The organism is Stenotrophomonas sp. Steno-C15 (assembly GCF_056393265.1).
Map to the genome: position 1 here is coordinate 36392 of NZ_JBWJPF010000010.1, position 22070 is coordinate 58461.

Genomic DNA, 22070 nt, shown 5'->3' on the forward strand with positions numbered 1-22070 from the left:
CTAATTCAATGGCTGAACAATTCGACGTCGTCGTCATCGGTGCGGGCCCGGCCGGTTACCACGCTGCCATCCGCGCGGCCCAGCTGGGCCTGAAGACCGCCTGCATCGACGCAGCGCTGGGCAAGGATGGCAAGCCGGCGCTGGGCGGCACCTGCCTGCGCGTGGGCTGCATCCCGTCCAAGGCGCTGCTGGATTCCTCCCGCCAGTTCTGGAACATGAGCCACATCTTTGGCGACCACGGCATCAGCTTCAAGGACGCCAAGATGGACGTCGAGGCGATGGTTGGCCGCAAGGACAAGATCGTCAAGCAGTTCACCGGCGGCATCGCCATGCTGTTCAAGGCCAACAAGGTCGCCACCTACTACGGCTTCGGCGAACTGCAGCCGGGCAACGTGGTCAAGGTGAAGCAGCATGACGGCTCGGAAGTCGAGCTGAAGGGCACCAACGTCATCATCGCCGCCGGTTCGGATTCGATCGAACTGCCGTTCGCCAAGTTCGACGGCGAGACCATCGTCGACAACGTCGGCGGCCTGGACTTCACCGAAGTGCCGAACCGCCTGGCGGTGATCGGCGCCGGCGTGATCGGTCTGGAGCTGGGCAGCGTGTGGAAGCGCCTGGGCGCTGAAGTCACCATCCTCGAGGCGCTGCCGGAGTTCCTGGCCGTCGCCGACGCCGAAGTCGCCAAGACCGCGGCCAAGGAATTCAAGAAGCAGGGCCTGGACATCCGCCTGGGCGCCAAGGTCTCCAAGACCGAGATCACCGGCAAGGGCAAGAAGAAGGAAGTCGTTGTCACCTACACCGACAGCGAAGGCGAGAAGACCCTGACCGTGGACAAGCTGCTGGTGGCCGTCGGCCGTCGCGCTGCTACCAAGGGCCTGCTGGCCGAAGGCACCGGCGTGAAGGTCAACGAGCGTGGCCAGATCGAAGTCGATGCGCATTGCCACACCGGCGTCGATGGCGTCTGGGCGGTGGGCGACTGCGTGCGCGGCCCGATGCTGGCGCACAAGGGCTTCGAGGAAGGCATCGCCGTGGCCGAACTGATCGCCGGCCTGCCGGGTCACGTCAACTTCGACACGATTCCGTGGGTCATCTACACCGAGCCGGAACTGGCCTGGGTGGGCAAGACCGAAGCACAGCTGAAGGCCGAAGGCATCCCGTACAAGGCTGGCAGCTTCCCGTTCGCCGCCAACGGCCGTGCCGTGGCAATGATCGAGCCGGCAGGTTTCGTGAAGATCCTGGCGCATGCCGAGACTGATCGCATCCTCGGCATGCACCTGGTCGGCGCCAACGTGTCCGAGCTGGTGCACGAAGGCGTGCTGACCATGGAGTTCAGCGGTTCGGCCGATGATCTGGCCCGTATCTGCCACGCCCACCCGTCGCTGTCGGAAGTGGTCCACGACGCGGCGATGGCGGTCAGCAAGCGCGCCATCCACAAGGCCAATTGATCGGCCCGGTGGCATGACAGGAAAACCCCGCCTCGGCGGGGTTTTTTTGTTTGGCCTTCTGATGTGGAGCCGAGCATGGGCCCGGCGCTACACCTTTCCAGCAGGCGGCTCCGGTGCATCGTCACAGATGCGATGCTGCACCACGGTTTCACCCACCTTCCATTCCTTCACCACCCTGCAGCGTTCCTTGGGCCTGTCAGGCTTGGCGAGCTTGGCCGCCGCAGCATCCGCTTCGTCGGCAGCGGCGGTCTGCTGGCGTTCCAGCCAGGCTGATGGCGGTGTCGCGGGCGTGGCAGGGGCCGGCGCCGCGAGCGCCAATGCGAGTACCGCGATGGCCGGCGTCATCACGCAGCCACCGGACCGCGGCCGCCACCCAGCAGGCGTGCCGGCAGCATGAACAGCGCGCGCAGGAACGCGAACAGCGCCGAGAACGTGATGCCGACCAGGCGGAACGGCAGGCTCAGCAGCCACACGAACGGCCAGGCGATCAGGGCAAGGATCGCCAACGGCCAGCACAGCACGAACAGCAGGCACCACACGCCCAGCGCGAACAGGGTCTTCATCACGGTCTCCTTGCAGCGGCCCCTTGCCGCCTGCGACCACAGTGCCGCCCTGCCCCGGAGGGAGCAAACGGTTTGCGACGAAACCCGGCAGGGCGCGATGAAACCCGGAACGCAGCCGCTATACCTGCACCGCCCCCGGGCGGCCGTGGGCGACCTGGAAACGCGCGGCGGTCCGCACCGCGGCATCGGTACGCAGCACGCTGTCGGCCAAGCGCAGTTCCGCATCCACGGCCTGCCGGTTGAGCTGCAGCCTCCACCAGCCACGGCGGTCGCCGTCGAAATAGCGGATGTGCGGATTCAGGGGAATCGACGGTCCGTAGTAAGGGCCATACGGTGTGTCGTCTCCGCCACTGCTGATGGCGGGGGCGATGAACTCGGTAGCCACCACGGGAGCATCGGCCGCATCGAAGTCCAGCTTCAGATCGTTGACGAAGGTGGAATGCCAGTCGCCTCCCAGCACGATCGCATTGCCCTGCCCGCCCGCCTGCAGCGCCTGCAGGAACCGGTTGCGCGCGGCAGGATACCCATCCCAGGCATCGTTCCAGAACCGCTCGCGCGGGGTGCCGCCGTCCAGCCGCAGCTGCGCCATCAGCAGCTGCTGCACCACCACATTCCAGCGCGTGCCCCGCGCGGCCGCCATCGACTGCGCGAACCACGCCTCCTGGCCGGACCCGAGCATGCTCATGCGCGGGTCCAGTGCCGCCTCGCAGCGCGGTGACTCGCCCACGCCGCAGGGGTTGGCCGGACGGAACTGGCGGCAGTCGAGCAGGCTCAGCTGCGCGAGGTCGCCGTAGCGCAGGCGCCGGTGCACCCGCAGGCCACCATTGCCGGCCGGAGTACTGCGCATGGGCAGGTGCTCGTAGAAGGCGCGATAGGCAGCGGCCCGCCGGACGATGAAGTCCTCCACCGGCACGCTGTCCTTTTCAGGATGGACGCCGGAATAGTCGTTCTGCACCTCATGGTCATCCCAGATCACCGCAAAGGCGTGCGCGGCGTGCGCTGCCTGCAGGTCCGGATCGAGCTTGTACAGCGCGTACTGGTCGCGATAACGCTGCAGGCTGACGGTCTCGCCGCTGAATCGCTCCGCATCCAGTGTGCGGCCGCGTGCGTTCTGCAGTGGACTGTACTCGTACAGATAGTCGCCGGCATGCAGCACCAGGTCGACATCGCTCCGCGCGATATCACGCAGTACCGGGTAGTAGCCGCTGTTCCAGGCCTGGCAGGTGCACAGGGCCAGGCGCAGCTGCTGCAGCTGCGCGTCCGGCAGCGGCGCGGTGCGGAAGTGGCCGACCGTGCTTTCCTCATCACCGTCGCAGGCAAAACGGTAGTAATAGTCACGGCCGGGACGAAGGCCATTGATCTCCACGTGCACCGAATGCGCCAGCTCGGGCACCGCTGCGGCGACGCCACGCTGCACCGGACGGCGCATGCCGGGATCTTCAGCCACGAACCAGCGCACCGGCACCGCCCGCGACGGCATGCCACCGCCGTTGAGCGGATCGGGGGCGAGCCGTGTCCACAGCACAGCCCCCTGCGGATCCGGATCGCCGGCGGCGACGCCGAGGGTGAACGGATCGCGGCCCAGACGTGGCCGTGGGCCTGCCGTGGCCAGCCCCGGCATCGCCGCCAGTGCGATCGCCGCCCCCGTACCCTGCCACGCCATGCGCAGCAGGCGGCGACGGTGCTCCGGATCCATGGGCCGCTGCATCAGAAGCGCACGGTCGCCGTCGCCATCACCTGCCGCGGCGCACCCACCTGCATGGTCGCCAGGCTGCGCGTGGGATCTGCGGCATAGGTGCCGTTGGTGTTGATCGAAGACAGGTAACGCTTGTCCGCCAGGTTGGTCAGGTTCACTGCCACTGTCAGGTTCTGCGCGGGCCCCAGGGAGCCGAAATCGTAAGCCACCGAGGCGTTGACCAGCCAGTAGCTGGGAACCGACAGGTCATTGGTATAGGTCACGTAACGCTTGCCGACATGGTTGGCGGACAGGCGCATGTCCCACGGGCCCGGCGTCCAGGCCAGGGTGCTGGCGAACATCCATTCCGGCGTATCCACGGTCTTCCTGCCGCGGGTCGGTACCACCCCGTTGTTGACGTAGTCGTCGTCGTAGGTGCTGTCGTTCCACGACAGCGCGTTGGACCAGGTCACGTCCTGCACCGGCTTCAGCTGCAGGGTCGCCTCGGCACCGCGGCTGGTCACCGAGCCGACGTTGGAGAACAACGCAGGGCAGCCGAGGATGCCGACGCACTGGGCGATGGCAAGCAGGCGGTTGTCGAACTTCACGTCGTACACGGCGACCGACGCCTCATACCCCTGCCCGTAGCCGCGCCAGCCCAGTTCGATCGTGCGCGACTGCTCCGGCTTGAGGTTGCGCGCACTGGCGTCGAAGGCCTGCTGCGGCACGTTGAACGGACTGCCCACGCCCAGCGCATAGGCGGCGATGTTCCTGGCGAACGAACCGAAGATTTCATTGCCTTCGTTGAGCTTGAAGTTGAAGCCGGCCTGCGGCAGCAGTCCCTTGCTGGAGGTCAGGCTGCTGTTGTTGGCATAGCTGCCCAGCGGCGTGCGGACGCGGGTGCGGGTGTGCGGCGACTTCGCGCCGATGTCCACCGTCAGGCGGTCGTCGAACAGGCGGAAGCGGTCCTGCACATAGAACTGGCGGGTGATGGTGGTGTAGAGCTGGCGCCACACGCGCTGGTCCGGATTGCGCAGGAAGAAGTCATCGGTGATCGGGCCATCGATGTAGTAGAAGTTGCGCTGCACGCTGTGGCCGTTGTCCTCGTACCACAGGCCGGCTTCCAGCTCGTGCCCGCCGACGTTCCAGGTGAACGCGGAGGTCACGCCTGTACGGTCGATCGCGTACTCGGTGGTGCGGATCGAGATCGGGATCTCGCGCGCGGTGCCCGGATTGGAAGGATTGGACGGACTGAACCAGTGGCCCTGCCCGCGGTTGCTGTGATTGTAGACATTGACCTTCAGGCGCATCGCTTCGTTGAGGCCGAAGTCGCCGGCGACGCTGGAGATATCGTCGTTGCGCAGGCCATGACCGGAGTAGTACGCATCCCAGGGGCTGTTGACGCCGCCACTGAACTGCCCGCGTGCCGCGGCCAGCGCGCGGTCCCAGTCCGGCGCGTAGTTGTCCCAGGTCCAGCCGAGGCGGTCGATCATCTCCAGCGACAGATCCTGGTAGTCCGCCTCGACCCGGCGTGATGCGTTGAACAGCGCGGTGATCCTGCTGTCCACGCCGAAGTTGTAAACGGCCTTGCCGTTGAACTGCTTGAGCTCCTGCGAGCCCTTCCCCTTCCACTTGTCGCCTTCGGAGTACACGCCGGACAGGTACGCGGCAAACCCCTGGTGCTCGCCGGTCTCCAGGCGGGCATAGCTGCGCCGCGCGTTGTCGCTGCCGAAGCCCTGTGCCAGCACCACGCCGTACTCGGTGGAAGGATCGATCGAATAGAACTGGAACACGCCCCCCAGATTGCTGGTGGACGGCGTCCCCAGCGCGCCGATGCCGGTGGAGACTTCCGCACCGCCCAGGTTCTCGCTGATGACCGCGCGGCTGACATGAAGGCCGTTGCTGTTGCCGTAGCTCATGTTGCCCAGCGGAATGCCGTCCAGCGTGTAGCCGAGCCGGTTCTGGTTGAAGCCGCGCAGGCTGATGCTGGTCGACCACTCGTAGGCACCGGTGGCGTCACCCGACTCGAAATGCACGCCCGGCTTGCTGGCCAGCAGCTTGAGCGGATTCGCGCCCGGCGGCAGCACCTTCATGTCCTCGGCGGTGACACGCTGCACCTGGCGCGCTTCGCCGCGGCCGATCACCGAGATTGAATCGAGGGTGGTCGCCGACTGTGCATCGGAGGTGGGGGCGGTTTCAGCGGCCGCCAGCGACGGCAGCGAAGCACAGACCAGCAGAGCCAGCAGATTGCGGCGGAGCGGAGCGTGGGACGGCATGGGAGGCGGATTCCTTGGACGCGCTGGACGCCAGCGACGGGCGTCGGAAGTGGGAGGACAGCGGCGGCATGGTAGGAAGGCCCAGTTACATGTCAGTTACACGTCATGTGACCATCGCCCGGCAAGGTACGCGCCTTGCGCGCGCACCAACGCAAAGAGCCGGGCACGCGCCCTGCTCTTGCAGAACAGAAGGAGATCGCCTGCCCGCGGCCGGCAGCCCTACTCGAACGAACCGACCGAATCGTGGGCCAGATTGTCGAAACGCGTGTACTCGCCGAAGAACTTCAGTTTGCACGAACCGGTCGGGCCGCCACGGTGCTTGCCGATGATGATTTCGGCCAGGCCCTTGTCCGGTGAGTTTTCCTTGTTGTAGTAGTCGTCGCGGTAGATGAACACGATCATGTCCGCGTCCTGCTCGATGGCGCCCGATTCGCGCAGGTCAGCCATCACCGGGCGCTTGTCGGTACGCGTTTCCAGCGAGCGGTTGAGCTGGGAAAGTGCGATCACCGGCACGTTCAGCTCCTTGGCCAGGCCCTTCAGCGAACGCGAGATCTCCGAGATTTCTGTCGCGCGGTTCTCGCTGTTGCCGGGCACGCTCATCAGCTGCAGGTAATCGATCACGATCAGGCCCAGGTCGTGCTCGCGCTTGAGGCGGCGGCACTTGGAGCGCAGCACTTCCGGCGATACGCCCGGCGTGTCGTCGATGAAGATCTTGGTTTCCTTCAGCATCTTGATCGCGCTGGTGACGCGGCTCCAGTCCTCGTCTTCCAGCTGGCCGGTACGCAGGCGCTGCGCGTTGATCCGGCCATTGGAGGAGATCAGTCGCATCGCCAGCTGTGATGCGGACATTTCCATCGAGAACACCGCCACGCCCTTCTTCGACTTGATCGCCGCATACTCGGCGATGTTCAGCGCGAAGGTGGTCTTGCCCATCGCCGGGCGCGCGGCCAGGATGATCAGGTCGGTCGGCTGCAGGCCGGCCGTCATCGCGTCGAAATCGTTGTAGCCGGTTGGCAGGCCGGTGATGTTGCCGCCGTTCTCGAAGCGGTTGCGCAGTTCCTCGAAGGCATCCTTCAGCGCGCCGGGCATGGCGACGAAATCCGTACGCCCGCGTGCGCCCTGCTCGGCAATGGCGAACACGCTCTTTTCCGCCGACGCCAGCAGCTCGCTGCTGTCGCGGCCTTCCGGCTGGAAACCATCGTTGACGATGTCGGTACCGACCTGGATCAGCTGCCGCAGCACCGCCTTGTCACGTACGATCTCGGCGTAGGCCGCGATGTTCGCCGCCGACGGCGTGGTGCTGGCCAGTTCGATCAGATAAGCGCCATCCCCTACCAGCTCCAGCTTGCCCTGCGATTCGAACCATTCGCCCAGCGTCACCGCATCGAAGGGTCGGTCACGCTCGGACAGCTCTCGGATCGCGCGGTAGATCATCTGATGATCGCGGCGATAGAAGTCGGTCTCGGTCAGCTGGTCGTTGACCCGGTCGAACGCTTCGGGTGCCAGCATCAGGCCACCCAGCACCGCCTGCTCGGCCTCCACCGAATGCGGTGGCACCCGCAGCTGGTCGATGCGCGAATCATCGCGTTCGAAGCCATCACCGCGGTCTCTGCGGTTGGAACGGAAGCCGGGACGGGCGGACATGCGGCGGTGTTTCCTGCAAAAGAGGGGCCAGACGAGTGTAGGCATGCGCCGACCCTGGCGGCCATGGACAAGCCTGTGGATAAGCCGTGGAAGAACGGGGGATATCCGCCGGAGCCTGGCCAGAATGGCGCGGAGGCGTCGCACTGCCTGCGACGGGCGCCCGTGCGACGCCCGAGTGCGTCATTATCGCAGATCAGCCGGCCAGGGTCGGATTCCGTGCAGCGTACGGGCTCTGGCCCGCTCAGCTGCAAGTGGGGTCAGAGCCCGCCGCTGCGCGCCGGGATCCGACCCCGGATGTGGCTGGGGTCGGATCCCTCTGCAACGCAGAGGGCTCTGACCCCATACGTCTCAATCGCCCTTCACGTGCACCGCGATCAGCGCCAGGAACCGGTCCACATACCCCTGCAGGAATTCCCGCGTGGCCTCGTTGTGGATCGTACCGTCGGCGTCGATCAGGCCGTCCTTGAAATGAATGAACGCCTCCGGCTGGCCGAGCACATGCATGTCGAGGAAGGCCAGGCTGTTGCGCAGGTGCTGCTGGGCCACCGCGGTGCCGATCTGGCCGATGGACGCACCGATCACCGCAGCGGGCTTGCCTGCGAAGGCACTGTCGCCATAGGGGCGCGAGCCGATGTCGATGGCGTTCTTCAGCACGCCCGGCACCGAACGGTTGTATTCGGGTGTCACGAACAGCACGGCGTCGGCGGCACGCACCTGCTCCTTCAGGCGGACACACGATGGCGGGTAATCGGCGTCGAAATCCTGGTCATACAGGGGAAGGTCGCGGATCTGCACGTACTGGAACCGGGCCCGGTCGCCGGCAAGCTTTTCAAGTGCATGGGCCAGCCGGCGGTTGCATGACTCCCGGCGCAGGCTTCCGACGAACACGGCGATGGTGGGAACGGACATCGGACGGACTCCTCATGGTGCGGGAAACCCATCCTATTCACCGTCCCCTTTCCAGGCAGTGAAGGTCAGCCGCTGATGCTGGCCCGGACCTGGCGCCAGTGGGCCTGCCATGCCTGGAACATCAGCACGTTCCACAGATGCGTGTGCCACTTGCGCTGGCCGCCAAGGAACTGCTGCCACAGCGGCTGCACCGCGGCCGCCGACAGCACGCCTTCGCGTTCCAGCCGCGAAGGCTGCAGCAGATCGTCGGCCCACGGCCGCAGGTCGCCCTTCAGCCAGTCGCTGACAGGCGCACCGAAACCACGCTTGGGCCGGTGCACCATCGCGTGCGGGACGTATCGGCCCAGCACGCGCTTGAGCAGGACCTTGCTGGTCGTTTCACTGCGCTTGAAGCCCAGCGGCAGCGACCAGGCGAACTCGGCCACCCGCCAGTCCAGCAACGGCGCACGCGCCTCCAGGCTGACCGCCATCGAAGTGCGGTCGACCTTGCACAGCAGGTCATCAGGAAGGTAGGTCACGAAATCGGCCAGCATCATCGCGTCTGCCGGCGTGCCCGCACCGTGCAGCGGATCGGCCAGGTCATAGAAGCTGCCAGCCGGCTGCGCACCGGGCACCACCGCCGCCGGGTCACGCCAGCGCGAAATGCGGTTGCGGTACACATCGCCGATGCCGCGGGCGCCGGTTTCGGCCAGCAGCGCCGCCAGGCCTCCCGTGCGCGACGCCTCGCCCTGCTGCTGCGCGCGGGCCCCCATCCACCGCCGCAGCGGGCCCGGCACGCGACCCAGCATCTGCCAGTTGCGCAGCGCGCGCACGTAGCGGGTGTAGCCGAAGAACAGCTCATCGCCACCATCGCCGGACAAGGCCACGGTCACCCCCTGCCTTGCCAGCCGGGCCACCAGCGCGGTCGGCACCTGCGAGGCATCGGCAAAAGGCTCGTCGAACATCGTCGGCAACTGCGGCACCACCGCCAGTGCGTCGGCCCCGCTGACGTAGAGTTCGGTGTGGTCGCAGCCCAGATGCGCGGCCAGTTCCCTGGCCAGCGGTGCCTCATCGTGGCTTGAATCCTGGAAACCGATGCTGAAGCTGTGCACCGGCTGCCTGCTCTGCGCCTGCATCAGCGCCGCCACCAGCGACGAATCGGTCCCCCCGGACAGGAACACGCCGACGGGCACGTCCGCGACCATGCGCAACGCCACGGCGTCGCGCAGCAGGGCATCAAGCTGCTCCTCGGCCTCCTCGATGCGGCCCTGGAAGGGTGCGGCCAGTGCGGCCTGCATGCGCGCACGCGCGTCCCAGTACGGACGCTGCGCCTGCTCCGGCCGGTGCGCGCCGGCTCCGGCGGCAACCATCGGCGCATCCACCCGCAGCACCCGGCCGGGCATCAGCTTGTAGCAGCGCTGATGGATGCTGTGCGGCGCCGGGATGTAATCCAGCCGCAACAGCAGCGTCAACGCATCCCGATCGATATCGTTGTCGAACGCTGGATGCTGCCACAGTGCCTTCAGCTCGGAACCGAACACCAGCGCGTCACCGGCCCAGCCGTAGTACAGCGGCTTCTTGCCGACCCGGTCGCGGGCCAGCCAGAGGCACTGCTCGCTGCGGTCCCACAGAGCGATGGCGAACATGCCGTTGCAGCGCTGCAGGGTGTCTTCCAGGCCCCACTGCAGGATCGCAGCCAGCAGCACCTCGGTATCGGAGTGGCCACGGAACGCATGGCCCAGCGGCTCCAGTTCGGCGCGCAGGGCCGCGAAGTTGTAGACCTCGCCGTTGTAGGCCATCACATAGCGGCCGTCGGACGATGCCATCGGCTGGTGGCCCAGCGGGGACAGATCGAGGATGCTCAGCCGGCGGTGCGCCAGTGCGATCCCGGCAGCGGCATCGACCCAGGTGCCACCATCATCCGGCCCGCGATGGTGCAGCGCCTGGCCCATGGCCAGGGCCTGTGCCTGCAGTTCCTCGGCCGGCACCATCGGTGCCGGCAACAGCATTCCCGCCAATCCACACATGCATCAGGGTTCCTGCGCCAGGTCGAGGGCGGCGCCAATCACCGCATTGTCGCTTGGAAGGCCGAACATTGCTGCCCCCGCCAGCGGCGTATAGGTATCGGCGCCGCAGACCCGACGCAGCGGCAGGTGACCGAAGCCGGCCTCGACCAGGGCCGTGACCACCCCCTCGCCCACGCCACCGCTGTGACGCCCCTCGTCCAGCACCAGCACGCGCCGCGCCGTGGCCGCCTGGGTGGCAATGAATCCGCCGTCCAGCGGCACCAGCCAGCGCAGATCGACCACCCTCACCTGCCACCCGAGCTGCTGGTCGATCACCCGCGCGGCACGCAGCGCCATCGGCACGCCATTGCCATAGGTGTAGATCACCAGATCCTGCGCCTCGGGGGCATACACCCGGCCCTCCCCCGGCAGCAGCGCCTGGCCCTGTTGCGGGTAGTCGAACAGCCACTGGCCGTCACCCGGCTCGTGCAGGTCCTTGCTCATGTACAGCGCGATCGGCTCCAGGAACACCGCCACGCGGCCATCCACCCGGGTCAGCGCCGCCAACGTGCGCAGCATCATCACGGCATCGTCGCCACGCGAGGGACAGCCCACCACCAGGCCGGGAATGTCGCGCAGGGCGGTGATCGAATTGTCGTTGTGGAAATGGCCACCGAATCCCTTCTGGTAGCCCAGCCCTGCCACCCGCACCAGCATCGGGTTGCGGAACTGGTCATTGGAGAAGAACTGCAGCGAACACGCCTCGCCACGTATCTGGTCGATGGCATTGTGCAGGTAGGCCAGGTACTGGATCTCGGGGATCGGCAGCATGCCCATGTTGGCCAGCCCCTGCGCCATGCCCAGGATCATGGTCTCGTCCAGCAGCGTGTTGAACACCCGACGCGGGCCGAAACGACGCAGCAGGTCGCGGGTCAAGGTGTACACGCCTCCCTTCTGCGCCACATCCTCGCCGAACAACAGGCTTTGCGGATACTTGCACAGCAGTTCCTGCAGTCCGTGATTGATCTGGATGGCCAGATGACGCGGCGGTTGTCGCTCCGGCAATGCGTCGGCGCCGCCATACCGCGACAGTCGCGCCTCGTCCGCGACCGCGCGCCGGGCCTCGGCGTGCACCGCTGCAGGTGTATAGGGCGCCAGCGGTGCCATCACCTGCTCAAGGGACTGCAGCTTCGGCTGGCGCTCGGCGTCGGCGGCGGCCGCCATGCAGCGCACACGCATCGCTTCATAGGCCGCCTCGACGTCCGCGGCATCCATCCAGCCCGACTCCATCGCGATCTGCGCCGAGCGCAGCAGCGGATCCTGCGCCTCCGCCGCACACAGCTCCGGCAACGCGCGCCACTCCACCTCGAAATCGGTACCGGCATGCCCCATCAGCCGCGTGGTACGCAGGTGCAGGAAGGTCGGCCTGCGGGTTGTCCGGCAATGCTCGACCGCGGCCTGCACCTGCGCATGGCCGCTGGCCAGATCCAGCCCGTCAGCGAAGAAGTAGTCCAGTCCCGGCTGGCCGCCAAAGCGCTCGGCGATCCATCCTTCTGGTGTTTTCACCGAAATGCCCAGGCCATTGTCCTCGCAGACGAACAGGATGGGCGCCGGCAGTTTCTGGTAGGCCGACCACATGGCGGTGTTGAACGCCGTCTGTGCGGTGGCGTGATTGGCCGAGGCGTCGCCGAAGGAACAGACCACGATGCTGTCGGCCGGAATCGGCAACGGCTGGCCCAGGCGCTTGCCGCTCTCGATGGCCAACGCAGTGCCCAGCGCCTTGGGCAGGTGCGAGGCGATCGTCGAGGTCTGTGGCAACACCCACAGCGGCCGGCTGCCCCACACCTTGTGCCGGCCTCCGCTGGCAGGATCGTCGGCGCTGGCGGCGAACGACAGTGCCGCGTCGCGCACTGGATCCATGCCCGGCACCTGCCGCGCGCGCTCGGCCATGAAGGCGCCGGAGCGGTAGTGCAGGAACGCAGGATCGGTGTGCCGGCAGGCCCGCGCCAACAGCGCATTGCCCTCGTGTCCGGACGAGCCGATGGTGTAGAAGACCTTGTTCTGCACGCGCAGCACGCGTGCCATCAGGTCCAGCTGGCGGCTGGCCAGCTGCGAATCGAACAGGTCGGCAAAGGCCGCCGCGCTGAGCGTGCTGCCTGGCAGGATCGGCGCGTGCGGCGCGGGCCGTGGCCGTGGCGTGCCCCGCCAGCCGCGCACCGCCTCCAGGAAATTGACGTCGCACACTTCGGCGCGGTTGAGCCCGCGCATGCGCGCGGGAATGGGATCTGGAACCACAGCGAACATCGAACACCCTCCGTGTCGTTGTTGCGTAGCGTGGCGCGGGCCCGCCCGGCGTCCCCCGCAGTCGGCCTGCCCGACGCTCCCCTTGGAATCAGGCCACCGCGTTGAATCGCGCCAGCACCTCCGCGCCCACGGCCGGCATCGGCACGAACCGCGGCTGCGCCCGGACCCGCTGCAGCCAGGCCTGCACCTGCGGGAACGGATCAAGGCGGATGCCACCATCGCTGGCAACGTCGGTGTAGGCAAACAGCGCGATATCGGCGATGCCATAACTGCGGCCGGTGAACCAGGGCGACTGCCGCAGGTGCTGTTCCATCACCGCCAGTGCGGTGCTGGCGCGCTCCTGCAGGCGCGGCAGTTCGGCGCGCCGCGCGGAGTCGGCCGGCGTCCAGCCACGGATGAAACGGGCCACCGCCACGCAGGGTTCATGCGTGTACTGCTCGAAGAACATCCAGCTCAACGCCTGCGCCCGCTCCCAGCCATCGCCGGGCAGGTAGGGCGTGCCTTCGGCCAGCCAGAACAGGATTGCATTCGATTCGGTCAACACGCGGCCGTCCTCGCGCACGATCAACGGCACCTTCGCATTGGGATTCAATGCCAGGAACTCCGGCGTGTGGGTCTGGCCATGGGCGCTGTCCACCTCCACCCAGCGATAGCGGCTGCCGAGGTGTTCCAGCAGCATGCGCACCTTGTGGCAATTGCCTGAAACGGACATGCCATGCACCGTCAACGGAACGCGTTCTTCCACCATTGCCTGCTCCAGGAGACCCGGCCGACGACCGGTTGCGCGCAGTCTGGCAAGCGCGCCCGCCGATGCCAAGCGCGGGTGCAGCATGCCCACCGCGCAGCCCGCCGCTGGATGCAGCCCGTCGAGCCCCTCAGCGCACGCGCTGCTGCCACTGCTGGCGCGACTGCCCCCAGATCTGCATCGGTTTGCCCTGGTACGGCGGCGGCAGCTCGCCCATGCGCAGCAGCGTACTGCCCAGCTTGCGGGCCACGACACGGGAATTCTCGTTGTCCTCGGCAATGGTATGGATCACCTCCTCCCACCCGAGTGCGTTGAATGCCCAGTCGATCGCAGCGGTCGCCGCCTCCGGCGCGTAGCCCTTGCCCCAGCTGGCACGCCGGATGCTCCAGCCGACCTCGGTGCCCGGCCAGTCCTGTGGCTGCCAGGGCCCCATGCGACCGACCCACTCACCACTGGATTTCTCGATCACGCTGAACATCGAAAAGCCGAACAACTGCCACGCGCCAGCCAGGCTGCAGAATCCGCGCCATGCCACCGACGGTGGCTGCACTCCGCCCAGCGTGCGCATCACCTCTTCATCCGCGCAGAACGCCAGATAGGGCTCGAAATCCTCGCGATGCGGTGGGCGCAGGATCAGGCGCTCGGTTTCCAGGCGCAGGTCGAAGATGCTCATGCCGACTCCAGGGCGATGACGGAGCGCCATCATCGCAAATGTCACCCGGCCACAAAAACAGACAGGCCGGCAGAAGCCGGCCTGTCGCCTGTCCGCTGCAGCGGCAGGATTACTGGCGGGTCGGTGCCGTGGCGCCGGCTGCCGCTGTCTGCGTGACCAGCTGGCCATCGACCACCGGCAGGCGATCGCTGGCTGGCTTGTTGTCCATGCGCACGGTCTTCTCGGCACCATCATAGCGGTAGGTCACGTTGTAACCCTTGACCACGTCATTGGTGCCCATGGCGATGCGGTTGCCGGGCTTGCTGGCCATGCGCATGGTGCCGGTGGTGCCGTCCTCGTTGCGATAGGTGACGTTGTAGCCGGTGACACGGCTCGACTCGGAGGTGGCGGTCTCGGTGTGGCACTGGCGCTCGGTGCGGTTGACCACACGGCCACCGACGTGGCGCTTGTCCACCTGGTTGCCGATCAGGCCGCCGGCCACGGCACCGGCTGCGGTCGCCGCCTTCCTGCCATTGCCGCCGCCAACCTGATTACCCAGCAGGCCACCGATCACCGCGCCGGCGACGGTGCCACCGACGTTGCCATCACGCTCGGGCAGGCGTTCCTGCACGACCACATCCTGGCAGACCTCGTGCGGCGTCTGGGTGGTGGAGGTCTCGCGCACCGCGTCGGTGCCGATGACCGTGGCGTACGCCTTCTGCTTTTCGGTGATCGGGTCGACCTTCAGCACATCGGCATACTCCAGGCCGCGCGGCGCGGTGGCATCGAGCTGGTTGCCACGCGCACCATCGTCGGTGCCGCTGCCATCGGCCAGGCGCGATTCGCCGTTGGGGGCGCCGGCGCTGATGGAATCCGGCGAAGGGTTGCCGCTCTTCATGAAGGCGGCCGTGGCGATACCACCCACCAGCAGCGCGCCCGCTGCGACCAGGACAGTTGTAGTTGTGCTTTTCATGACCTGCTCCTTGCGGACCGTCCGCAACGTTCTCGGCACAGATTGCAGCACGGCCTCCCTGAACGGAATCTCCACATTTCCTGCTCGTCGCCGTAACCCATTCAGCATCGGGAAATGCTGGGCCCGTGGTAGCGTTTGCATATTCACCAGGAGGATCCCGCCATGGCCAACCCGATGCTGCTGCCGGTACTGCAATGGGCGCGCCGGCTGCGCTACCCCACGCTGTTCAAGCTCACGGCCGGGCTGTTCGCGCTGACCCTGTTCATTCCCGATCCGCTTCCCTTCGTCGATGAGCTGGTGCTGGGCCTGGGCACACTGCTGCTGGCCAACTGGAAGAGCCGCGGCACCCGCACGCCGCCACCGCTGGAGCAGCGCTGAGCGTGCTGGTCGACAGCCATTGCCATCTCGATGCAGGCGAGTTCGACCCCGACCGTGCCGCCGTGATCGAGCGCGCGCGCGCGGCCGGGGTGCAGTTCCAGGTCGTGCCGGCCGTCACCGCCGCCAGCTGGCCGAAGCTGCGCGAGGTCTGCCAGCAGGCATCCGGCCTGTACCCCGCGTACGGGCTGCATCCGATGTTTCTTGCCGAGCATCGCGCCGGGCACCTTCCGCTGCTGCGGGAATGGATCGAGCGTGAGCGTCCGCGGGCGATCGGCGAATGCGGCCTGGATTATTTCGTGGAAGGCCTGGATGCGGAGGCGCAGCAGACCTATTTCACCGGCCAGCTGCGCTTGGCGCGCGACTTCGACCTGCCGGTGATCGTGCATGCGCGTCGGGCCGTGGATGCGGTGATCGCAGCGATCCGCCGCATCGGTGGCCTGCGCGGCGTGGTGCACAGTTTCTCCGGCAGCCCGGAGCAGGCGGCACAGCTGCATCGGCAGGGCTTCCTGCTGGGTCTGGGCGGCCCCCTGACCTACGAACGGGCACAGCGCCTGCAACGGCTGGTCCGGGAGATGCCGCTGGAGCAGCTGCTGCTGGAAACGGACGCGCCCGATCAGCCCGACGCGGCCATCCGTGGGCAGCGCAATGAGCCGGCACGCCTCTCGATCATCGCGCGCCACGTCGCGGCGTTGCGGCAGACCGACCTGGAGACGGTAGCGAGGACCACGACCGACAACGCGCGGCGGCTGTTCGCGCTGCCGGCCGCCTGATCGCCGTTTCGCCGGGCATGGCCCGGCGCTACCGGTCAAGCCTCAACGGATTCGGACTTGACCCTCTTCGGCTCCAGCAGCATTTCCAGCGCCTTGCCGACGGCGGCAAAGGCGAAGGCACCGGTGATATGGGTGGCTGCCCCCAGCCCTGAGCCGCAATCAAGCTTGAGCGCAGCGTCCGCCCCCAGGTTGGGACGGAGGCCGCAGACACTGCCATCGGCCTGCGGATACTTCACATTCTCCAGCGAGTACACCGCCGGCACGCCGAAGTAACGCTTGGCGTTCTTGGGGAAGTTGAACTCGCTGCGCAGCTTCTTGCGGATCAGCGCCAGCATCGCGTCGTGCTCGGTGCGCGAGACATCGCGGATGCGTACCAGGGTCGGATCGGTGCGGCCACCCGCGGCGCCCACCGTCAGCAGTGGCAGCTTGCGGCGGCGGCACCAGGCGATGGTCTCCACCTTGACCCGGAAGCTGTCGCAGGCATCGATCACCAGATCGAAGCGACGATCAAGCAGTTCCGCCATGTTGGCGGTGGTCAGGAACGCCTGCACCGCGTCGACATCGAGTTCCGGGTTGATCGCGCGGCAGCGCTCGGCCATGGCGTCGGCCTTGTTGCGCCCGTAATTGCCCTCCATCGCCGGCAGCTGCCGGTTGGTGTTGGACACGCAGATGTCGTCCGCATCGATCAGGGTGAGATGGCCGACCGCCGAGCGCGCCAGCGCCTCGACCACCCACGAGCCGACCCCGCCCATGCCGACCACCGCCACGCGGCTGCCCTGCAGGCGCTCGAGCGCACCCACGCCATACAGCCGTTCGATGCCGGCGAAGCGTTGTTTGACCTGTTCGTTCATCGGTCTATTTTAACGTGCAGCGGCCGGCGTCCACAGCACGCCGGGTCGAACCTACCGTTGCACACCCGGAGAGCCCGCCATGAACGCCAGCCCCCCTCGCCCGCCGTCTTCCGCCTATCGCTACCTGTTCGTGCTCGCGCTGGGTCTGCTGATCGGCCTGATCGCCACGGTGATGGTCGGCCGCGCCCTGCAGGCCCGCCGTGACCCCTTCCCGGACAGCCTGATGCAGGTGATGCAGCGGCAATCCCAGTTGCTGCAGCAGGCTCAACAGCAGAACCGCTGCAGCCTGGCCGACAGCGTGCCGCGCCTGCAGACGCTGCGCCTGCTCTCCAACGACCTGGACCTGGCCTTCCCCGGCCTGAAGGACAGCGCGCAGTTCCAGCAGCATGCCAGCCAGTACCGGGCCGGCCTCAATACCGCCCTGGCGACGCCACCGGCAGACTGCACCGCGCTGGCCCAGGTGGTGCAGACGCTGCAGGCGGACTGCCGCGCCTGCCATCAGGATTTCCGTTGAACAGCGTTCATCCCGCAGCCGGTCATGGCGGCGTTGATTGGCGTCTTGTTCACGTTGGAAAGGAGACGATTCGCGCACCCTGCTGCATGACGCAGTACCACCCAACACATCCGCCTTCACGGCCAGGAGACGCCCCATGAAGATCCAGCTCATCGCCGCCAGTGCCATCGCCACCCTCGCCCTGGCCGGCTGCGCCACCTCGCCGGGTTACGGCGGCGGCGGCTACAACAATGGGTACAACAACGGCGGCTACGGCAACAACTCCGGCTACAACCAGGGCCGTTGCGCCGACTGCGGCATCGTCACCCGCATCAACACCGTGCAGTCCGGCCGCACTGCGCCCAGCGCGACCGGCGCGATCCTCGGCGGCATCGTGGGTGCGGTTGCCGGCCATGAGATCTCCGACCACACCGGCGGCAGCCGCGGCAACAAGAACATCGCCGCAGCGGCGGGTGCCGTGGGTGGCGCGCTGGCCGGCAACCAGATCCAGAAGAACGTGACCAGCGATACGTATGACATCAGCGTGCGCATGGATGACGGACGCACCATCGTCGTCAACCAGCGTGATCTGGGCGGCATCCGCGAAAACACCTACGTTCGCGTGGTCAACGGCCGGGTGATCCTGCGCTGATCCGCTGCCGGCCCCGGACAAAGAAAAAGGCCCGCTTGCGCGGGCCTTTTTCATGTGACGGCTGCAGACCGGTCAGATCGGCTGCACGGCGTCGGCCTGCAGGCCCTTCTGGCCCTGCACGACGGTGAAGGTGACCTTCTGACCTTCCTTCAGGCTCTTGAAGCCCTGGGTCTGGATGGCGCGGAAGTGCACGAACACGTCTTCGCCGTTTTCACGGCTGATGAAGCCGAAGCCCTTTGCATCGTTGAACCACTTGACAGTACCGTTCTCGCGTTCGGACATCTCACTAACTCCCTGATGACTCTCTCTTGTTGTTGGAAACGCCTTGTGGGCGGCTGACAAGCAAGGGGGAAGCGAGGTGCATCGATGCAGCGGATCGGGAAGATCTTGCTTCATCAGGCCACGATCCACGGTGACCTTGCCAAGCTCAGCGACTGCAACTTAACCCGGCCAAAACGAAAAAGCAACTGGCAAAATCTTTCACTGTCAACCCCAAAAAGACAACCATACGGGACAGCATGGGCCTCTCATTCATCTTGTATCTGCTAGCGGTCATTTTTGTCCTCGTTGGTATTGCCGGCATCGTCCTGCCGGCACTTCCCGGCATCCCGCTGGTGTTCGTCGGCCTGCTGCTGGCAGCGTGGGCCGACGGCTTCACCCATGTCGGCTGGCCGACCCTGCTGGTACTGGGCGTGCTGACCCTGCTTTCACTGCTGGCCGATGTGCTGGCCACGGTGGTCGGGGCCCAGCGTGTCGGGGCCAGCCGCAAGGCGCTGTGGGGCACCTTCATCGGCAGCATCGCCGGTCTGTTCTTCATGCCCATCGGCCTGTTCGCCGGCCCGCTGGTCGGCGCTCTGCTGGGCGAGTACTGGCACACGCGCGAGCTGGGCCGCTCGACCAAGGTTGGCCTCGCCACCTGGCTGGGCATCCTGCTGGGCCTGGCGCTGAAACTGGCGATGGTCATCGCGATGCTGGGCCTGTTCGCGTTCGCCTGGTTCCTGTAACGCACGATCTTCACGCCACGCGCACACCTGCGCCGGGCATAACTCCATGGGGCTGGCCGTTGCTGCGGGCAGCCGCCACACTGTGCGTCTTCCCGTAGTCATCCCGAAGGGCCTGCTGCAATGACCCTCCCGCCGTTGCTCCCCCGTCTGGCGCCGTTGGCGCTTGCCCTGGCCAGCGCGCCGCTGGCCGCGCAGGAAATCGCGCCTGCCACGACCACCACGCCGGCCGGTTGCGCTGCCATTGAAACCGACGCCGCCCGGCTGTCGTGCTACGACCGCCTGTTCGGCCGTACCGCACCGGCCACCGCCGAGGCCGATGCCGCCGCGCAGCAGGCCGCGCAGGCGCTGCGCGAACAGCGTCGCGCCGCCCGCCTGAGCCAGGGCGAAGAGAACCTGCGGGCGCGGGTCGGCGATGTGCTGCGCCCCGCCCCCGACGACAGCGCCCTGGCCAATGCAGGCCGCGGTTCCCTGCTGGACAGCCGCTGGGAACTGGCGGAAGACTCGAAGCTGGGACCGTTCCAGCTGCGGGCCTACAAGCCGGTGTACCTGCTGCCGGCGTTCTGGACCAGCGACAAGAACCAGATGCCGCAGTCGCCGAATCCGGCCAACAGCGTGACCGAGCCGCAGGCGCTGGACAGTGCCGAGCTGAAGTTCCAGATCAGCTTCAAGACCAAGATCGCCGAGAACCTGTTCGGCGACAACGGCGACATCTGGGCCGGCTATACCCAGAGCTCGCGCTGGCAGGCCTACAACGCCGAGAATTCGCGCCCGTTCCGCGAGACCAATTACGAGCCGGAAGTGATGATGGTGTTCCGCAACGGCTACTCCATTGGTGGCTGGCGCGGACGCATGACCGGCATCAGCCTCAACCATCAGTCCAACGGCCGCGCCGATCCCCTTTCGCGCAGCTGGAACCGGGTGATGCTCAACGTCGGGCTGGACCGCGAGAACTGGGCGCTGGTGCTGCGGCCCTGGTACCGCATTCCCGAAACGCGCAGCGATGACAACAACCCGGACATCGAGGATTACATGGGCCGCGGCGACGCGACCCTGATCTGGAACCGCAATGGCCACGAAGTGTCCCTGATGGCGCGCCATTCGCTGCGTACCGGCGACCGTTCGCATGGCGCCCTGCAGCTCGACTACGGTTTCCCGATCAGCAACCTGCTGCGCGGCCACATCCAGGTCTTCGACGGATACGGCGAAAGCCTGATCGACTACAACCACAAGGCCACCTACGTGGGCGTGGGCGTGTCGCTGCTGGAATGGTTCTGATGGGCGTGACGATCTGGCACAACCCGGCGTGCAGCAATTCGCGCGGCGCACTGAAGCTCATCCGCGACGCCGGCATCGAGCCGGAGGTGATCGAGTACCTGCAGGCACCGCCCGACGTGGCGACCCTGCGCCAGCTGCTTGCCGAATCCGGGCTGGCCGCCGCCGACCTGGTGCGCAGCAAGGAACCGGAGTTTGCCGGTCTGGCGCTGGCCGGGGCCGATGAGGCGACCCTGCTGGCGGCGATGGCGACGCACCCGCGCCTGATCAACCGGCCCGTGGTGCGCACGGCCAAGGGCACGCGCCTGTGCCGCCCGCCGGAAACGGTGCTGGAGATCCTGTAGCCCGGACGCACCACCCGGCAGCGCCGGGCCATGCCCGGCGGCACGCGCTCGGCTCAACGCCGGCGATCACCGCCAGTCGCTGATGCCTTCGCGTCGATAGACTTCCGCGAAGGCGGGGCGCGCCTTCAGCGCGGTTGCGTGCGCCTTCAGCACCGGCCAGGTGTCAGTGGGCCGGGGCATGTTGCGCGACCAGCGCATCAGCATCACCAGCATGAAATCGACCACGCTGGGCGCGTCGCCCAGCAGGTAAGGCCCGTGCGCCTGCAGGTGCGCCGCCACATGCTGCCAGGCCGCCTCCAGCTGCTGCCGGGCCATCGCACGCGTTGCCTCCACGCAGGCCTCGCCCGCCGCTTCGTGCGGATAGAACCATGCACGATAGGCAGGCTGCAGGGTGTTGGCGCACCAGAACATCCAGCGATAGGCCTCGCCCCGCGCGGGCGTGCCCACGGCCGGCAGCAACCCCGCTTCGGGATGGCGGTCGGCCAGGTACAGCGCGATGGCCGCTGCCTCGGTCAACAGCAGGCCATCGATCCTCAGGGTCGGCACCCTCCCGGCCGGATTCAACGCCAGGTAGTCCGCCGCCTTGTGCTCGCGCCTGTCGAAATCCAGCAGCACCAGTTCGTGCTCGATGCCCAGTTCGATCAGCAGCCAGTGCACGACCAGCGAAGCGGTACTCGACGAACCATACAGGGTGGTGCTCATGCGCGGGATCCGTTGCGGGTAGAGCCAGCGATTATGCGCCCGCCCGGCGGCCACTGCTCAACCGCAGCTGCTCATGCAGGTGTCGCGACGTTCGCCGCAGCTCATCATCGGCTGCCGCAGCGTGCAGTCATGCGCCTTCAGTTCGCACGAGCGGCGCAGATCGGCATTGGCGATGTCCTTGCAGCGCTTGTCGGCAGCCGGAGCCATCTGCTGTTCGCAGCTGCTCTGCCGACTGCCCAGGCTGTCCGCCTGCGCCATGCAGCTGCGATGGCTGGCCTGGCACTGCATGCGGCATTGCGCCGATGCGCTGAAATCCGCTCCTTCATACGAGGAGGAGGTGCTGCTGCAGCCGACCAGTGCGAACAGCCCGGCAAGCGCGAAGTTCCGTAACAGCGGCATGAACGTTCCCGGTTCGAGTCGCATGGAAACTAGC

Annotated in this window: 23 protein-coding genes; 8 read left to right on the forward strand and 15 right to left on the reverse strand. The window is 67.0% G+C overall.

The annotated features are described in order from the left end of the window. The first annotated feature begins 8 nt into the window (after nt 1-8). The gene (gene lpdA / locus AC06FB_RS09750) at nt 9-1445 is read left to right on the forward strand and encodes a dihydrolipoyl dehydrogenase (protein WP_053515369.1); all 1437 of its coding nucleotides are present in this window, start codon (nt 9-11) and stop codon (nt 1443-1445) included. An 87-nt stretch (nt 1446-1532) separates the two neighbouring features. On the opposite strand, the gene AC06FB_RS09755 is transcribed toward lpdA, so the two are convergent. From AC06FB_RS09755 to AC06FB_RS09805, 11 genes are all read right to left on the reverse strand, one after another. Then, nucleotides 1533-1790 (reverse strand): hypothetical protein, encoded by a 258-nt coding sequence (locus tag AC06FB_RS09755; RefSeq protein WP_164152650.1) that lies wholly within the window; start codon nt 1788-1790, stop codon nt 1533-1535. Next, entirely contained in the window at nt 1790-2008 is a 219-nt protein-coding gene (locus AC06FB_RS09760; protein WP_053515365.1) for a hypothetical protein, read from the reverse strand. The genes AC06FB_RS09755 and AC06FB_RS09760 overlap by 1 nt, the downstream gene beginning before the upstream one ends. 118 nt (nt 2009-2126) lie before the next feature. After that, on the reverse strand, nt 2127-3716 hold the full coding sequence (locus AC06FB_RS09765) for an alkaline phosphatase D family protein (RefSeq protein ID WP_322523403.1): 1590 nt from the start codon (nt 3714-3716) through the stop codon (nt 2127-2129). Then, entirely contained in the window at nt 3716-5959 is a 2244-nt protein-coding gene (locus tag AC06FB_RS09770) for a TonB-dependent receptor family protein (protein WP_262100334.1), read from the reverse strand. The genes AC06FB_RS09765 and AC06FB_RS09770 overlap by 1 nt, the downstream gene beginning before the upstream one ends. 219 nt (nt 5960-6178) lie before the next feature. Further along, complete coding sequence (locus AC06FB_RS09775; protein WP_053515359.1) at nt 6179-7603, reverse strand: replicative DNA helicase; 1425 nt, start codon at nt 7601-7603, stop codon at nt 6179-6181. Between the two features lie 348 nt (nt 7604-7951). Beyond that, nucleotides 7952-8512 carry an NADPH-dependent FMN reductase gene (locus tag AC06FB_RS09780; RefSeq protein ID WP_322523405.1) on the reverse strand — a complete coding sequence of 187 codons (561 nt, stop codon included), beginning with the start codon at nt 8510-8512 and terminating at the stop codon, nt 7952-7954. Nucleotides 8513-8577: 65 nt separating this feature from the next. Continuing rightward, nucleotides 8578-10518 (reverse strand): asparagine synthase (glutamine-hydrolyzing), encoded by a 1941-nt coding sequence (gene asnB, locus AC06FB_RS09785; protein ID WP_065181970.1) that lies wholly within the window; start codon nt 10516-10518, stop codon nt 8578-8580. Between the two features lie 3 nt (nt 10519-10521). Next, nucleotides 10522-12801, reverse strand: a complete 2280-nt coding sequence (locus AC06FB_RS09790; RefSeq protein ID WP_478053632.1) for a thiamine pyrophosphate-dependent enzyme — start codon at nt 12799-12801, stop codon at nt 10522-10524. A gap of 88 nt (nt 12802-12889) precedes the next feature. Next, nucleotides 12890-13549 (reverse strand): glutathione S-transferase family protein, encoded by a 660-nt coding sequence (locus AC06FB_RS09795; RefSeq protein WP_478053633.1) that lies wholly within the window; start codon nt 13547-13549, stop codon nt 12890-12892. 127 nt (nt 13550-13676) lie between these two features. Continuing rightward, nucleotides 13677-14219, reverse strand: coding sequence for a GNAT family N-acetyltransferase (locus AC06FB_RS09800; RefSeq protein ID WP_053515349.1), 543 nt, complete (start codon nt 14217-14219; stop codon nt 13677-13679). A 109-nt stretch (nt 14220-14328) separates the two neighbouring features. Next, entirely contained in the window at nt 14329-15171 is an 843-nt protein-coding gene (locus AC06FB_RS09805; RefSeq protein ID WP_053515348.1) for a glycine zipper 2TM domain-containing protein, read from the reverse strand. Nucleotides 15172-15333: 162 nt separating this feature from the next. Between AC06FB_RS09805 and AC06FB_RS09810 the strand changes: the two genes are divergently transcribed. Beyond that, nucleotides 15334-15549: a DUF6116 family protein gene (locus tag AC06FB_RS09810; protein ID WP_053515346.1), complete on the forward strand. Its 216-nt coding sequence runs from the start codon at nt 15334-15336 to the stop codon at nt 15547-15549. Further along, nucleotides 15546-16319, forward strand: a complete 774-nt coding sequence (locus AC06FB_RS09815) for a TatD family hydrolase (protein WP_322523437.1) — start codon at nt 15546-15548, stop codon at nt 16317-16319. Before AC06FB_RS09810 ends, AC06FB_RS09815 begins: the two co-directional genes overlap by 4 nt. A gap of 35 nt (nt 16320-16354) precedes the next feature. Here the strand turns inward: AC06FB_RS09815 and AC06FB_RS09820 are convergent, their stop codons facing one another. After that, nucleotides 16355-17170 carry a tRNA threonylcarbamoyladenosine dehydratase gene (locus AC06FB_RS09820; protein WP_065175470.1) on the reverse strand — a complete coding sequence of 272 codons (816 nt, stop codon included), beginning with the start codon at nt 17168-17170 and terminating at the stop codon, nt 16355-16357. Between the two features lie 79 nt (nt 17171-17249). On the opposite strand from AC06FB_RS09820, the gene AC06FB_RS09825 reads away from it, so the two are divergent. Next, nucleotides 17250-17684, forward strand: coding sequence for a hypothetical protein (locus AC06FB_RS09825; protein ID WP_322523407.1), 435 nt, complete (start codon nt 17250-17252; stop codon nt 17682-17684). Between the two features lie 136 nt (nt 17685-17820). Further along, nucleotides 17821-18315, forward strand: coding sequence for a glycine zipper 2TM domain-containing protein (locus AC06FB_RS09830; RefSeq protein WP_053516924.1), 495 nt, complete (start codon nt 17821-17823; stop codon nt 18313-18315). 72 nt (nt 18316-18387) lie between these two features. Here the strand turns inward: AC06FB_RS09830 and AC06FB_RS09835 are convergent, their stop codons facing one another. After that, nucleotides 18388-18597 (reverse strand): cold-shock protein, encoded by a 210-nt coding sequence (locus tag AC06FB_RS09835; RefSeq protein ID WP_053516923.1) that lies wholly within the window; start codon nt 18595-18597, stop codon nt 18388-18390. A 236-nt stretch (nt 18598-18833) separates the two neighbouring features. Between AC06FB_RS09835 and AC06FB_RS09840 the strand changes: the two genes are divergently transcribed. The 3 genes from AC06FB_RS09840 to arsC all read left to right on the forward strand — a co-directional run bounded on the left by AC06FB_RS09840 (nt 18834) and on the right by arsC (nt 20935). Continuing rightward, nucleotides 18834-19319 carry a DUF456 domain-containing protein gene (locus AC06FB_RS09840; protein WP_053516922.1) on the forward strand — a complete coding sequence of 162 codons (486 nt, stop codon included), beginning with the start codon at nt 18834-18836 and terminating at the stop codon, nt 19317-19319. Between the two features lie 120 nt (nt 19320-19439). Continuing rightward, the gene (locus tag AC06FB_RS09845) at nt 19440-20594 is read left to right on the forward strand and encodes a phospholipase A (protein ID WP_053516921.1); all 1155 of its coding nucleotides are present in this window, start codon (nt 19440-19442) and stop codon (nt 20592-20594) included. Then, on the forward strand, nt 20594-20935 hold the full coding sequence (arsC, locus tag AC06FB_RS09850; RefSeq protein WP_111187118.1) for an arsenate reductase (glutaredoxin): 342 nt from the start codon (nt 20594-20596) through the stop codon (nt 20933-20935). The genes AC06FB_RS09845 and arsC overlap by 1 nt, the downstream gene beginning before the upstream one ends. A gap of 66 nt (nt 20936-21001) precedes the next feature. Here the strand turns inward: arsC and AC06FB_RS09855 are convergent, their stop codons facing one another. Both AC06FB_RS09855 and AC06FB_RS09860 read right to left on the reverse strand, forming a co-directional pair. Next, entirely contained in the window at nt 21002-21637 is a 636-nt protein-coding gene (locus AC06FB_RS09855; protein WP_065181963.1) for a glutathione S-transferase family protein, read from the reverse strand. 57 nt (nt 21638-21694) lie between these two features. Next, nucleotides 21695-22036 (reverse strand): hypothetical protein, encoded by a 342-nt coding sequence (locus tag AC06FB_RS09860; RefSeq protein WP_065181994.1) that lies wholly within the window; start codon nt 22034-22036, stop codon nt 21695-21697. Nucleotides 22037-22070: the final 34 nt, after the last annotated feature.

Coding starts and splice junctions, on each gene's coding strand:
- AC06FB_RS09855 (WP_065181963.1), bottom strand. CDS start 21,637: ATGAGCACCACCCTGTATGGTTCGTCGAGTACCGCTTCGCTGGTCGTG.
- AC06FB_RS09825 (WP_322523407.1), top strand. CDS start 17,250: ATGAACGCCAGCCCCCCTCGCCCGCCGTCTTCCGCCTATCGCTACCTG.
- AC06FB_RS09775 (WP_053515359.1), bottom strand. CDS start 7,603: ATGTCCGCCCGTCCCGGCTTCCGTTCCAACCGCAGAGACCGCGGTGAT.
- AC06FB_RS09820 (WP_065175470.1), bottom strand. CDS start 17,170: ATGAACGAACAGGTCAAACAACGCTTCGCCGGCATCGAACGGCTGTAT.
- AC06FB_RS09835 (WP_053516923.1), bottom strand. CDS start 18,597: ATGTCCGAACGCGAGAACGGTACTGTCAAGTGGTTCAACGATGCAAAG.
- AC06FB_RS09800 (WP_053515349.1), bottom strand. CDS start 14,219: ATGAGCATCTTCGACCTGCGCCTGGAAACCGAGCGCCTGATCCTGCGC.
- AC06FB_RS09805 (WP_053515348.1), bottom strand. CDS start 15,171: ATGAAAAGCACAACTACAACTGTCCTGGTCGCAGCGGGCGCGCTGCTG.
- AC06FB_RS09810 (WP_053515346.1), top strand. CDS start 15,334: ATGGCCAACCCGATGCTGCTGCCGGTACTGCAATGGGCGCGCCGGCTG.
- AC06FB_RS09760 (WP_053515365.1), bottom strand. CDS start 2,008: ATGAAGACCCTGTTCGCGCTGGGCGTGTGGTGCCTGCTGTTCGTGCTG.
- asnB (WP_065181970.1), bottom strand. CDS start 10,518: ATGTGTGGATTGGCGGGAATGCTGTTGCCGGCACCGATGGTGCCGGCC.
- lpdA (WP_053515369.1), top strand. CDS start 9: ATGGCTGAACAATTCGACGTCGTCGTCATCGGTGCGGGCCCGGCCGGT.
- arsC (WP_111187118.1), top strand. CDS start 20,594: ATGGGCGTGACGATCTGGCACAACCCGGCGTGCAGCAATTCGCGCGGC.
- AC06FB_RS09755 (WP_164152650.1), bottom strand. CDS start 1,790: ATGACGCCGGCCATCGCGGTACTCGCATTGGCGCTCGCGGCGCCGGCC.
- AC06FB_RS09795 (WP_478053633.1), bottom strand. CDS start 13,549: ATGGTGGAAGAACGCGTTCCGTTGACGGTGCATGGCATGTCCGTTTCA.
- AC06FB_RS09790 (WP_478053632.1), bottom strand. CDS start 12,801: ATGTTCGCTGTGGTTCCAGATCCCATTCCCGCGCGCATGCGCGGGCTC.
- AC06FB_RS09860 (WP_065181994.1), bottom strand. CDS start 22,036: ATGCCGCTGTTACGGAACTTCGCGCTTGCCGGGCTGTTCGCACTGGTC.
- AC06FB_RS09780 (WP_322523405.1), bottom strand. CDS start 8,512: ATGTCCGTTCCCACCATCGCCGTGTTCGTCGGAAGCCTGCGCCGGGAG.
- AC06FB_RS09770 (WP_262100334.1), bottom strand. CDS start 5,959: ATGCCGTCCCACGCTCCGCTCCGCCGCAATCTGCTGGCTCTGCTGGTC.
- AC06FB_RS09840 (WP_053516922.1), top strand. CDS start 18,834: ATGGGCCTCTCATTCATCTTGTATCTGCTAGCGGTCATTTTTGTCCTC.
- AC06FB_RS09830 (WP_053516924.1), top strand. CDS start 17,821: ATGAAGATCCAGCTCATCGCCGCCAGTGCCATCGCCACCCTCGCCCTG.
- AC06FB_RS09765 (WP_322523403.1), bottom strand. CDS start 3,716: ATGCAGCGGCCCATGGATCCGGAGCACCGTCGCCGCCTGCTGCGCATG.
- AC06FB_RS09845 (WP_053516921.1), top strand. CDS start 19,440: ATGACCCTCCCGCCGTTGCTCCCCCGTCTGGCGCCGTTGGCGCTTGCC.